Genomic DNA, 12,583 nt, shown 5'->3' on the forward strand with positions numbered 1-12,583 from the left:
ACAACCGGTCTAGCAGCATTGCTGCTTGGAGGTTGTGGGGGTGGGTCGGATGACGCAAGCTTTCTTACCCCACCCGGATCTGGTTCCGGTGGTACGACAACAAAAGCGACTGTGTCGCTTTCTCTTACCGATGCCGTTGGTAACCCGACTACGACACTGGTTGCCGGTCAGCCCCTCACGGCGACCGCATCTGTGTACGATGACGCTGGCAATCCCGTAAGCGGCGCTGTTGTTACGTTCTCGTCGGATACGCAAATCGCCGTGCTTACGCCGACGACCGGAACGGCTTTGACGGATGGCTTCGGGGTTGCTCGAGTTCAGATGGCAATTGCTTCCGCTGCGACAGACGGTGGGGCGGGAACGTTGACTGCGAAAGTTACCGTAGGAACTGAAACCCCCGAGGCCAAAGTGGGGTTCTCTGTTTCGGCCCTTGGTTCTGGTGGATCGAGTGCGTCGCTTGGGATTGCCCTCGCTAATGCATCCGGTGCACCGACTACCAACTTGACAACGGGTGATACGCTCACCGCAACAGCTCGGCTGCTTGATGCATCTGGCAAGCCGATGGCGGGCGTCTTGGTCACGTTCAGGAGCAATTCCGCCTTGGTGTCGATTATTCCAAGTGCAGGAACCGCATTGACGGACGCGGCTGGTATTGCGAAAGTGCAGGTAACTTCAGCAAGCCCGACTGCTGCAGGAGCAGGCACGTTGATCGCCGAAGCGCCGGTCGGCGGATTGAGCGTTCAGGGTGCGATCAATTATATCGTGAGCGGCGGCGGGGCTGGTGTGCCGAGCCTCGGCCTCTCTCTTTTGGATGGGGCCGGCGCCGCGTCGACCAATTTGGCGGCAGGCCGTCCTCTTACCGCGTCAGCACAGGTCCGTGACGGAAGTGGTCGGCCAGTGCCCGGGCTCGTGGTGACCTTTAGTACCAATGCCTCTCTCGCTAAGTTCTCTCCGGCGTCTGGAACGGCGCTGACGGATTCTGCCGGTGTCGCGAAAGTTCAAGTGCTCGCTGCCAGCATCGACGCAGCGGGTGCTGCCGTCATGAACGCAAGCGTGGCAGTTGGGGGCGTGTCGGCTGACGGCAGTGTAAGTTACGCAGTCAGTCCGGGTGCTGTGACCCTACTGCCGCTCGTGATCTCGTCCAATTCGATTCAGGCGTACGGGACGACCGCGATTTCCGTCGAAGTTCAGGTCGACGGGAAGTTGAGTGAAACGCCGATCAGTGTGACCTTCACTTCTGGTTGTGCCGCCAGCGGCAAGGCCTCCCTGCCGTCGGTGGTCCAAACTGTTGGCGGTAAGGCGGTTGCCACATACACGGATAAGGGTTGTGCCGGTACTGATAGCATCACCGCAAGTGCACAAGGCGCGAATTCGGTCGGTGGAAGCATCGTGGTCGCAGCGCCGACCGCAGCGAACCTGCAATACATTAGCTCCTTGCCGGCCACGATCTACCTGAAGGGGACCGGCTTGGTCGAGGTTTCCACCGTGACATTCAAGTTGGTTGATGCGACTGGCCAAGCAGTAGCGGGACGCGATATTGAACTCGATCTCGATACGCGTACCGGAGGGGTCAAACTTGATGGTGGCGACGTAGCGGTCGTTAAGAAAACCGCTGCAGACGGGAGCGTTTCGGTGACGGTGGCAGCCGGCAGCAATCCGACACCGGTGTTGGTTAAGGCCAAACTCGTAGGTTCGACCCTTTCAAGTCAGTCAAATCGCCTGACAATATCTACAGGTTTGCCGACGCAAGACTCCTTCTCGCTAAGTGTTGGGAGCCCCAATATCGAGGGGTGGGTGCATGATGGCGTCTCGACGCCGGTCAGCATTATCGCGTCGGATCGACTCGGAAATCCGGTGCCGAATGGCACAACCATCAACTTTATCGTTGAAGGAGCCCAAGTCAGCCCTTCCAACTGCGCAACGACAGACGGCCGGTGTTCCGTGGCCTTTATCAGTGCAGAACGTCGGCCAACGAGTGATTCTGAGCCGTCCGGGAGAGTGACAAAGGGGCGCGTTACGTTGCTCGCATACACGCTCGGGGAAGAGAGTTTCGGAGATAGAAACGGCAACAACCTCTTCGATGCGGGATCCGAGGGCTACTCTGATTTGGGTGACGTTTTCATCGATGCAAACGAAAGCGGCAACTACGCTAGCGGGGAGCAGTTCGTTCCGTATGGAGCGTCAGGTTTGTGTGCGGCGCCGGGGTCGGATGGCAACTATGGCGATGTGCTATCGAAGCCTGCCACCTGCGATGGCGTCTGGGGGCGCGCGCACGTCCGGCGCCATGTGGTCATGATACTTTCGGGTAGTAAGGCGATGATCACGGGCGGGCCGTATTCGATGTCTGGGTGCGGGCCCACTTCCTTCGATCTGATGTTGTATGACGAGAACGGGAATCCAATGCCGGCTGGGACCACGTTATCTGCCACCGGCAATTTCGTGAAGTTCGCGCAAATTGGTAGTCCGGACCCACAGACTGCAACCCTGGATATTGTAAATAACACCGTGCTTGACTCGTCCGCGGTCGGTGGCACGAAACACACGTTCAGCGTTTACGCTGAGAAGTGTGCCAGTGCGCCGAGTGGTACGTTTTCGCTTAATGTCAAGACGCCCAAAGGCATCGTGACGCCAATTGAAATCCGAATCAATTAACGTTTTGATCCTGGAGACCGGGGCCCCAACGGGGCCCCTTTTTTTTGGAAACGCCATCCGATCTGCAGCATTGGTAGAATTGTTACGTGAATCAAGAGAATCTAAGCATTGTTCTTGTCGGCCTAATGGGCTCGGGAAAGACTACGATAGGAAGGCTTCTCGCCAGGCGGATTGGTTTGCCCTTTTACGACTCTGACCACGAAGTGGAGCGCCGCACCGGGGTGAAGGTTGCGACCATTTTCGATGTAGAGGGTGAGGCGGGTTTTCGTGTCAGGGAGGCGGCCACAATAGCGGAACTATTGGGATCACCGGGTTCGATCATCGCGACGGGTGGTGGGGCTGTTCTGAGGCCTGAGAACCGTGCTGCGATGAAAGCGCGCGCCTGGGTGGTTTACCTCGATGTGCCTGTGCGCCAGCTATATGAGCGCACGAGGCATGATCCGAATCGACCATTGTTACGCGTTCCAGATCCCTTGAAGCGATTGGAAGAGTTGAGGGCTGAGCGCGATCCGCTTTATCGTGATGTCGCGGATTTCATACTCGACGGTGCGCGCTACCATTCGGGGGCGGCAGTTAACAGGATATCGAAGGAATGGGAACGCAGGTCCGAGAAGTAGTGGTTGCACTGGCTGAGCGCCAATACACGGTAATCATCGGCGCCGAGGTGGCCTTCTCGCGCGAACTCTTGGCGCCGATGATTCGGGGCAAACAGGTTTTGGTTGTGACCAACACAACAGTTGCGCCGCTCTATGCGGAGCGACTGTGCATGACATTGCGGTGCGCGGGCTTCGATTTGTCTGTGGTTGCGCTTCCTGATAGCGAAGTGTTCAAGGACTGGGAGACGCTGAACGCCATCTACGACGCGCTTCTGAGTGCTCACGCTGAACGCTCTACGACGCTGATAGCCCTCGGCGGCGGTGTGGTTGGCGATATGACTGGATTCGCTGCTGCAACGTATCAGCGGGGCGTGCCGTTCATCCAGATTCCCACCACGCTGCTGTCACAGGTTGACTCGTCGGTGGGGGGCAAGACTGCCATCAACCACCCGCTGGGCAAGAATATGATCGGCGCGTTCTACCAGCCGAAGCTGGTGCTGGCCGATACGGGCGTTCTGACGACCTTGCCGGATCGGGAGCTGAAGGCCGGGTTGGCTGAGGTGATCAAATATGGCCTCATTCGTGATTTGGCGTTCTTCGAATGGCTGGAGGGGAATCTGGAGCGGGTGCTCGATCGTGAGCCGGAAGCACTCGCGTATGTCATCGAACGGTCGTGTCGCAACAAGGCCGACGTTGTCGCGGCGGATGAGACCGAGCAAGGTGAGCGGGCCACCTTGAACCTGGGCCATACCTTCGGGCACGCCATCGAGACCGGTTTGGGCTATGGCGTATGGCTGCATGGCGAGGCGGTTGCAGCAGGGACGATCATGGCTGCTGCGCTGTCGCAGGATCTTGGTTGGCTCACGCAGGTGGACTTTGATCGTATCAGCCGGCTTTTTGAGCGTGCAGGTCTGCCGGTGCGGGGGGCGCCTATGGGTTCCGCGCGCTACCTTGAGCTGATGTCGCATGACAAGAAGGTCGAAGGCGGCAAGTTGCGCCTGATTCTTCTGCGAGCGATCGGGCATGCGGTAATCCATGCAGAAGCAAGCAGCGCGCAGATCGCTGCCGCCATTAAACGCTGCGGGGGCTGAGCGTGCTCGCACCTTACGCGGTATCAGACAAGAATACGCGTGGGCGGCGCCTGTTTGAAGCGCCGCCCATGGGGCGCAGCGAGTTTCAGCGCGATCGTGATCGGATCGTGCATTCAACCGCATTCAGGCGGCTGGAGTACAAGACTCAGGTCTTTGTAAATCACGAAGGCGATCTGTTCCGAACCCGTCTGACCCACAGCATCGAGGTTGCGCAAATCGCCCGCTCGGTCGCGCGTGTGCTCAAGGTCAATGAAGACCTCGCCGAGGCGATTGCATTCGCACACGATCTTGGGCACACGCCGTTCGGGCATGCTGGCCAGGATGCCTTGAATGAGTGCATGCGGGAATACGGTGGTTTCGAACACAACTTGCAGTCCTTGCGTACGGTTGAGGTGCTTGAAGAGCACTACGCAGAGTTCGACGGCTTGAACCTGGTGTATGAAACCCGTGAGGGGATCCTCAAGCATTGCTCGCTCAAGAACGCGGCCCAACTCGGCGTACTCGGGCAGCGCTTCATTGACAAGCAGCAGCCGTCGCTTGAGGCGCAGCTGAATAACTACGCCGATGAGATTGCTTACAACAATCACGATATCGATGATGGCTTGCGCTCCGGCTTACTGACGCTCGACCAACTCGAGAGTGTCGAGTTGGTCGCACAGCAGCTTGCGCAAGTGCGCGCTGCTTACCCTTCCTTGGGTGAGCGGCGCTTGATTCACGAAACGATCCGGCGGCTGATCAATGTCCAGACGCTCGATCTGCTCCGAACGACTGAGCGTGCGATTGCCGACAGTGGCGTTGAGACCCTCGAGGATGTTCGCTTGGCGGGCCGTCTAGTGGGCTTCAGCGAGGGGATGCATGCGTCTCTGCAGCCCTTGCGCCGCTTCTTGCGTGAAAACCTCTACTGGCATTTCAGGGTGCTGCGTGAGATGGCGAAGGCCAAACGGGTCATCGCCGACCTTTTTGCTGCGTTCATGAATGATCCGCGCTTGCTGCCGCCCCAATATCAACGCCGAGCCTCGGACGACAAAGCCCGCGCCATCGCCGACTACATTGCAGGCATGACCGATCGCTACGCAATGAAAGAGCACCACCGTCTCTTTGACATATCGCCCGCTTGAGCAGGAGCGATGGCCCGTCTTGCTCGCCTTTACGTCCCCGGCTTTCCGCAACTGTTAACCCAGCGCGGTAACAACCGGACCGTGCTGTTTCACGACGACACCGATCACCTTCAGTTCCTCGCTTGGCTGCGCGACGGCCTGAAGGAGTGCGAGCTTTCGCTTCATGCCTATGTGCTGATGCCAGATCACCTCCACCTGTTGCTGACGCCCAAGGACCCGCGTGGCGTGCCGGCGCTCATGCAAAGAATCGGGCGGCGCTATGTGCGCTGGTTCAACGATCGCCATCACCGCACCGGAACGCTCTGGGAGGGGCGATATCGCTCCACGGTTCTTCAACCCGATGCATGGACCGTCCCGGCCTATCGCTACGTTGAAATGAATCCCTTTCGCGCCGGTTTGGTGCCTGACCCAGCCTTTTGGCCATGGTCATCGGCAAGGGCTCATATGGGCCATGAGAGCGACCCGTACCTCACCGACCATGCGGCGTTCTGGCAACTCGGCAATACGCCATTCGAGCGCCAGGCCGCCTATCGCCGGCTGCTCGATATGGGGCCGTCCGCCGCAGAACTCGAGGCGATCCGGTACGCGGCCCATCGCGGCTGGTTGCTGGGCGAATTGGGCGACAAGGCACAGTCGCCAGAAGCCAGCCGACGTGCAGCACCTTTGCCCAAAGGGCGGCCGCCAAACAAGAAGCCCCACAGCTAACGCCCACGAGAAAGCGCCCGCCCTGAAGCGGAAATCTCCGCACCAAAGTAATATGTCCCCAATAACCGCCCGCACCGATTGTGGGCATACGTCAAACGCACTCTGACCCCGTTTTATTTCTCTTGAGCGCATAGACCGAGCGCGTTATCTTGCGCCGACACGGCCGAGGGCCGGCAATGCGCGCTCGCGCGCCGCCAAGGGAGCATTTATGGAACAGCGCCAGGGTCTCTACGATCCCGCCAATGAAAAAGACGCCTGTGGCGTCGGATTCGTCGCCCACATCAAGGGGCAGAAGTCCCACGAGATCGTCCAGAACGGACTGAAGATCCTCGAGAACATCGATCACCGCGGTGCGGTGGGCGCCGATGCACTCATGGGAGACGGCGCCGGCATCCTGGTGCAGATCCCGGATCAGCTCTATCGCGAAGAGCTGGCGCTGCAAGGGGTGAAGTTGCCGCCGCCGGGTGAGTACGGCGTCGGCATGATCTTCCTGCCAAAGGAGGCCGCCTCTCGCCTCGCGTGTGAGCAGGAAATGGAACGCGCAGTGCGCGCCGAAGGCCAGGTGGTGCTCGGTTGGCGTGACGTGCCGGTGGATCGCGAGATGCCGATGTCGCCGACGGTCCGCAAGAAGGAACCGGTGATCCGCCAGATCTTCATCGGCCGCGGCCCGGATGTGATGGTCACCGAAGCGCTCGAGCGCAAGCTCTACGTCATCCGTAAGATGGCCAGTCACGCGATTCAGAATCTCAAGCTCAAGCACGGCAAGGAGTACTTCGTCCCGTCGATGTCGGCGCGGACCATCGTGTACAAGGGCCTGCTGCTGGCGAACCAGGTCGGTCAGTACTACAAGGACCTGGCGGACTCGCGCTGCGTCTCCGCACTGGCGCTGGTGCACCAGCGCTTTTCAACCAACACCTTCCCCGAGTGGCCGCTTGCCCACCCGTACCGGATGATTGCGCACAACGGCGAAATCAACACCGTGAAGGGCAATTTCAACTGGCTGCGTGCACGCGAAGGCGTCATGAAGTCGGCGGTGCTGGGCGACGACCTGAAGAAGCTGTACCCGATCGTATATGAAGGCCAGTCCGACACGGCCACCTTCGACAACTGCATCGAGTTGCTGACCATGGCCGGCTACTCGCTGGCGCAAGCCGCAATGATGATGATTCCGGAAGCGTGGGAACAGCACACGCTGATGGACGAGAACCGCCGCGCGTTCTACGAATACCACGCCGCGATGATGGAGCCATGGGACGGCCCCGCCGCGATCGCGTTCACCGACGGCCGCCAGATCGGCGCTACGCTGGACCGTAACGGCCTGCGCCCGGCGCGCTATCTGGTCACCGACGATGACATCGTGGTGATGGCGTCCGAATCCGGCGTGCTGCCGATTCCGGAAAGCAAGATCGTCAAGAAGTGGCGTCTGCAGCCGGGCAAGATGTTCCTGATCGACATGGAAGCCGGCCGCATCATCGACGACAAGGAACTCAAGGACGCGTTGGCCAACGCCAAACCCTACCGCGAGTGGATCAAGCGCATCCAGGTCAAGCTCGATCAGGTCGATGGCCCGGAAGGGCAGCAGGAAGTTCGAGCTTCGCTGCTCGATCGCCAGCAAGCCTTCGGCTACACGCAAGAGGATCTGAAGTTCCTCATGGCGCCGATGGCGGCAAGTGGCGAAGAGGCGATCGGTTCGATGGGCAACGACTCGCCGCTGGCGGTCATGTCCAACAAGCACAAGCCGCTCTATAACTACTTCAAGCAGCTCTTCGCGCAGGTGACGAACCCGCCGATCGACCCGATCCGTGAACAGATCGTGATGTCGACGGTGTCCTTCATCGGCCCGAAGCCCAATCTTCTCGATCTGAACAACATCAACCCGCCGATGCGCCTTGAGGTGTCCCAGCCAGTGCTGGACTTCAAGGACATGGCGAAGCTGCGCGAGATCGAGAAGTACACCGACAACAAGTTCAAGTCCTACGAACTGAATATCTGCTATCCGGTTGCCTGGGGGCGTGACGGCATTGAAGCGCGCATTGCCTCGCTGTGTGCAGAGGCCGAAGACGCGGTGCGTTCGGGCTTCACCGTGCTGATCGTGTCCGACCGCAAGATCGACGCACAGAACGTCGCGATTCCGGCCCTGCTGGCGACCTCGGCGGTGCACCAGCACCTTGTTGCCAAAGGTCTGCGTACTTCCACCGGCCTGGTGGTCGAAACCGGTTCTGCGCGCGAGGTGCACCACTTCGCGCTGCTCGGCGGCTACGGCGCCGAAGCCGTCCACCCCTACCTCGCGATGGAAACCCTGCGCGAGATGGCCAAGGACATGCCCGGTGACATGGGCCCGGACAAGGCGATCAAGAACTACGTCAAGGCGGTCGGCAAGGGCCTCAACAAGGTCATGTCCAAGATGGGCATCTCGACCTACATGTCCTACTGCGGCGCTCAGATCTTTGAAGCGATCGGCCTCAATTCCGATCTGATCAAGAAGTACTTCAAAGGCACCGCGTCGAACGTTGAAGGCATCGGCATCTTCGAAGTGGCTGAGGAAGCCTTGCGTCTGCATTCGGCCGCGTTCGGGCATGACCCGGTGCTGGCGAACGCACTCGACGCCGGCGGCGAGTACGCCTTCCGCATCCGCGGCGAAGAGCACATGTGGACGCCGGACGCGATCGCCAAACTGCAGCATTCGACCCGTTCGAATAATTTCCAGAACTACAAGGAATACGCCCAGATCATCAACGACCAGACCAAGCGCCACATGACGCTACGCGGCCTGTTCGAATTCAAGATCGATCCGGCCAAGGCGATTCCCCTCGACGAAGTCGAGCCGGCCAAAGAGATCGTCAAGCGCTTCGCCACCGGCGCGATGTCGCTTGGCTCGATCTCGACCGAAGCGCACTCGACCCTGGCGATCGCGATGAACCGCATCGGCGGCAAGTCGAACACCGGCGAGGGCGGCGAAGACGAAGCGCGTTACGCCAAAGAGATGAAGGGCGTCTTCATCAAGAAGGGCGAAACCCTTGCTGGCATTGTCGGCAAGGCGCAGATCGAGCGCGACATCGAGCTGCAGGAAGGCGATTCGCTGCGCTCGAAGATCAAGCAGGTGGCGTCGGGCCGCTTCGGTGTCACCGCCGAGTACCTGGTGTCGGCCGACCAGATCCAGATCAAGATGGCGCAGGGCGCAAAGCCAGGTGAAGGCGGCCAGCTGCCCGGCCACAAGGTGTCCGAGTACATCGCGAAGTTGCGCTTCTCGGTGCCGGGCGTCGGCCTGATCTCGCCGCCGCCGCACCACGACATCTATTCGATCGAGGATCTGGCGCAACTGATCCACGACCTGAAGAATGTGAACCCGACCGCCAGCATCTCGGTAAAGCTGGTGTCCGAAGTGGGTGTCGGCACCGTTGCCGCGGGCGTTTCCAAGTGCAAGGCTGATCACATCGTGATCGCCGGCCACGATGGCGGCACGGGTGCCTCGCCGCTCTCGTCGATCAAGCATGCCGGATCGCCGTGGGAACTCGGCCTCTCCGAGACGCAACAGACGCTGGTACTCAACGGCCTGCGTGGCCGCGTGATCGTGCAGGCGGATGGCCAGATGAAGACCGGCCGCGACGTCGCAATCGCGGCGCTGCTCGGCGCAGACGAATTCGGCTTTGCAACCGCGCCGCTGGTTGTCGAAGGCTGCATCATGATGCGCAAGTGCCACCTGAACACCTGCCCGGTGGGCGTGGCAACACAGGATCCGGAGCTGCGCAAGAAGTTCTCAGGCCGCCCGGAACATGTCGTCAATTACTTCTTCTTCATCGCCGAAGAAGTGCGCGAAATCATGGCGCAACTGGGTATCCGCAAGTTCGACGATCTGGTCGGCCGTGCGGATCTGCTCGACAAGAAGAAAGCGATCGAGCACTGGAAGGCCAAGGGGCTGGACTTCAGCCGCATCTTCCACATGCCTGATGTGCCCGCCAGCGTGGCGCGCCGTGCAACCGAAACGCAGGATCACATGCTGGAGAAGGCGCTCGATCACAAGCTGATCGAACAAGCCAAGCCCGCGCTCGAACGCGGTGAGCGGGTCTCCTTCATCTCGCCGATCCGCAACGTCAACCGTACCGTCGGTGCGATGCTCTCGGGCGAAGTCGCCAAGCGCTACGGCCACGCCGGCCTGCCTGACGACACGATCCACATCCAGCTCGCTGGTACCGCAGGCCAGAGCTTCGGCGCTTTCCTCGCGCACGGCGTGACGCTGGATCTGGTGGGCGAAGGTAACGACTACGTTGGTAAGGGCCTCGCTGGTGGCCGTGTCATCGTGCGCAGCCCGAACGACTTCCGCGGCTTTGGCCCGGAGCACATCATCGTCGGCAACACGGTGCTGTTCGGCGCTACCGGTGGTGAGGCCTTCTTCAACGGCGTCGGCGGTGAGCGTTTCGCAGTGCGTAACTCGGGCGCGGCGGCAGTGGTCGAAGGCGTGGGTGACCACGGCTGCGAGTACATGACCGGCGGCACCGTGATCGTGCTGGGCGATACCGGCCGCAACTTTGCCGCTGGCATGTCGGGCGGCGTTGCGTACATCTACGACCCGGATCGCACTTTCGCGCAGAAGTGCAACCTGGCCATGGTGGATGTCGAGCCCCTGCTCAGCAGCACCGAGCAGCAAGCGAAGATTGAACGCGCGATCTGGCACACCGTGGTTCGTGGCGGCGAGAGCGAAACCGACGAGGCGATCCTCAAGCGCATGATCGAGCGTCACTTCCGCTACACCGGCAGCTTCCGCGCCAAGACACTGATCGAGAAGTGGAACGAATCGCGCGCCGCCTTCGTCAAGGTGATGCCGAAGGAATATCGCCGCGCACTCAAGGAACTGGCCGCCGCGCGTGACGCAGCCGCCACCACCGCCACCGCCTGATCGAGAACCGGAGAAAACGAAAATGGGTAAGGTCACCGGATTCATGGAATTCGCGCGTGTCGACGAAAGCTACGAAGCTGCCGACAAGCGCAAGCAGCACTACAAGGAGTTCGTCCTCACGCTGAGCGACGATCAGGCCAAGGTGCAGGGCGCACGCTGCATGGACTGCGGCATCCCGTTCTGCAACAACGGGTGCCCGGTCAACAACATCATCCCCGACTTTAACGACCTGGTTTATCACCAGGACTGGAAGCAGGCGATCGACGTGCTGCACTCGACCAACAACTTCCCGGAGTTCACCGGCCGCATTTGTCCGGCGCCCTGTGAAGCGGCTTGCACGCTGGGCATCCACGAACTGCCGGTCGGCATCAAGTCGATCGAGCACGCGATCATCGACAAGGCCTGGGCCAATGGCTGGGTCACGCCGCAACCGGCGTTGGCCAAGACCGGCAAGAAGGTTGCCGTGGTGGGCTCTGGCCCCGCTGGTCTGGCGGCTGCGCAACAATTGGCGCGTGCCGGTCACGACGTGACGGTGTTCGAGAAGAACTCGCGCATCGGTGGCCTGCTGCGCTACGGCATCCCCGACTTCAAGCTTGAAAAGTCGCACATCGATCGCCGTGTCGAGCAGCTCAAGGCCGAAGGCGTGGTCTTCAAGACCGGCGTGTACGTGGGCAAGGGCGGGCTGCCCAAGGGCGTGGGTTCGGATGCCAAGCAGACGATCGACCCCGAACAGCTCAAGGCTGAATTCGACGCTGTCGTGCTGGCCGGTGGTTCGGAAGTGCCGCGCGATCTGCCGGTGCCCGGCCGCGAGCTCGAAGGCGTGCACTACGCGATGGAGTTCCTGCCGCAGCAGAACAAGGTGGTGGCGGGTGACAAGATCAAGGATCAGATCAAGGCCACCGGCAAGCATGTCGTCGTGATCGGCGGTGGTGACACCGGCTCTGACTGCGTCGGCACCTCGAACCGCCACGGCGCCAAGAGCGTGACCCAGTTCGAGCTGATGCCCCAGCCGCCCGAGCAAGAGAACAAGATGCTGGTGTGGCCGTACTGGCCGACCAAGCTGCGCACCTCCTCGTCGCACGACGAAGGCTGCGAGCGTGATTGGTCCATCACCACCAAGGCGTTCAAGGGCGAGAACGGCAAGCTCAAGTCCATGGTCACCGCGCGCGTCGAGTGGACCAAGGACGAGAAGACCGGGCAGATGAAGATGACCGAAGTCCCGGGTTCCGAGCAGGAAATCCCGGCCGACCTCGTGTTCCTCGCGATGGGCTTTACCAACCCGGTCGGCTCCATGCTCGAAGCCTTCGGCGTCGACAAGGACGCCCGCGGCAACGCCAAGGCCTCCACCGAGGGCCCAGGTGCCTACACCACCAACGTTGCCAAGGTGTTCGCCGCAGGCGATACCCGCCGTGGCCAGTCGCTGGTGGTCTGGGCGATCCGCGAGGGGCGTCAGGCCGCACGGGCGGTTGATGAGTTCCTCATGGGCACCAGCGTCCTTCCGCGTTAATTGGGGCGGATCGCCCCAAG

At 60.8% G+C, this 12,583-nt stretch carries 7 protein-coding genes; all 7 read left to right on the forward strand.

Features of this window, described 5'->3' with window-relative positions; translation table 11 throughout:
- Positions 1–111 precede the first annotated feature (111 nt).
- The 7 genes from OPU71_RS15475 (at position 112) to OPU71_RS15505 (ending at position 12,563) form a co-directional block, all read left to right on the forward strand.
- Complete coding sequence (locus tag OPU71_RS15475) at positions 112–2,652, forward strand: Ig-like domain-containing protein (protein ID WP_267728914.1); 2,541 nt, start codon at positions 112–114, stop codon at positions 2,650–2,652.
- 86 nt (positions 2,653–2,738) lie between these two features.
- Positions 2,739–3,269, forward strand: coding sequence for a shikimate kinase (locus OPU71_RS15480; protein ID WP_324256073.1), 531 nt, complete (start codon positions 2,739–2,741; stop codon positions 3,267–3,269).
- Positions 3,245–4,339 (forward strand): 3-dehydroquinate synthase, encoded by a 1,095-nt coding sequence (gene aroB / locus OPU71_RS15485; protein WP_267728915.1) that lies wholly within the window; start codon positions 3,245–3,247, stop codon positions 4,337–4,339. The genes OPU71_RS15480 and aroB overlap by 25 nt, the downstream gene beginning before the upstream one ends.
- Entirely contained in the window at positions 4,336–5,457 is a 1,122-nt protein-coding gene (locus tag OPU71_RS15490) for a deoxyguanosinetriphosphate triphosphohydrolase (RefSeq protein WP_267728971.1), read from the forward strand. The genes aroB and OPU71_RS15490 overlap by 4 nt, the downstream gene beginning before the upstream one ends.
- A gap of 9 nt (positions 5,458–5,466) precedes the next feature.
- The gene (locus OPU71_RS15495; RefSeq protein WP_267728916.1) at positions 5,467–6,162 is read left to right on the forward strand and encodes a transposase; all 696 of its coding nucleotides are present in this window, start codon (positions 5,467–5,469) and stop codon (positions 6,160–6,162) included.
- 208 nt (positions 6,163–6,370) lie between these two features.
- Entirely contained in the window at positions 6,371–11,056 is a 4,686-nt protein-coding gene (locus tag OPU71_RS15500) for a glutamate synthase-related protein (RefSeq protein ID WP_267728917.1), read from the forward strand.
- Positions 11,057–11,078: 22 nt separating this feature from the next.
- The gene (locus tag OPU71_RS15505; RefSeq protein WP_267728918.1) at positions 11,079–12,563 is read left to right on the forward strand and encodes a glutamate synthase subunit beta; all 1,485 of its coding nucleotides are present in this window, start codon (positions 11,079–11,081) and stop codon (positions 12,561–12,563) included.
- The last annotated feature ends 20 nt before the right edge of the window (positions 12,564–12,583 follow it).

It is taken from the genome of Niveibacterium sp. 24ML (genome assembly GCF_026586805.1).
GTDB lineage: Bacteria > Pseudomonadota > Gammaproteobacteria > Burkholderiales > Rhodocyclaceae > Niveibacterium.